Here is a 342-nt window from a genome sequence, read left to right on the forward strand (position 1 = left end):
GCCCTTGTAGCTATTGTATTTTCTATATTTACGGCCAAAGTTTTTGACTTGGATCTGTAGGTCTTGGCAGATGCGTTGGACTTTCTTTCGGTTGATGGACCAGCCGTCCTTAATAAGGCTTGCATGAATGCGACGATAGCCGTAGTTTGGGTGGTGGTCTCGGATGGCTAGAATGGCATCTTTTAGGTCTTGATCAGGGTCCGGCTTCTTCCAGTGGGCTTGCCAGTACATGTAGGTGGATTTGGGGAAATGGAGGGCAGCAAGAATCTCTGTTAGGGTAAATCTTTCTTGTTCTCGGAGCTTGTGGATGACTCTTGCTTTGTCTTCATTGCTTTTTGTTGC

The 342-nt window shown here is 46.5% G+C and carries 1 protein-coding gene; it reads right to left on the reverse strand.

The features are described from left to right. The coding region (locus tag ACLGL1_RS09840; RefSeq protein WP_411008491.1) for an IS3 family transposase at positions 1 to 342 on the reverse strand (342 nt) is incomplete at both ends.

It is taken from the genome of Peptococcus simiae (genome assembly GCF_046569735.1).
Lineage (GTDB): Bacteria > Bacillota > Peptococcia > Peptococcales > Peptococcaceae > Peptococcus > Peptococcus simiae_A.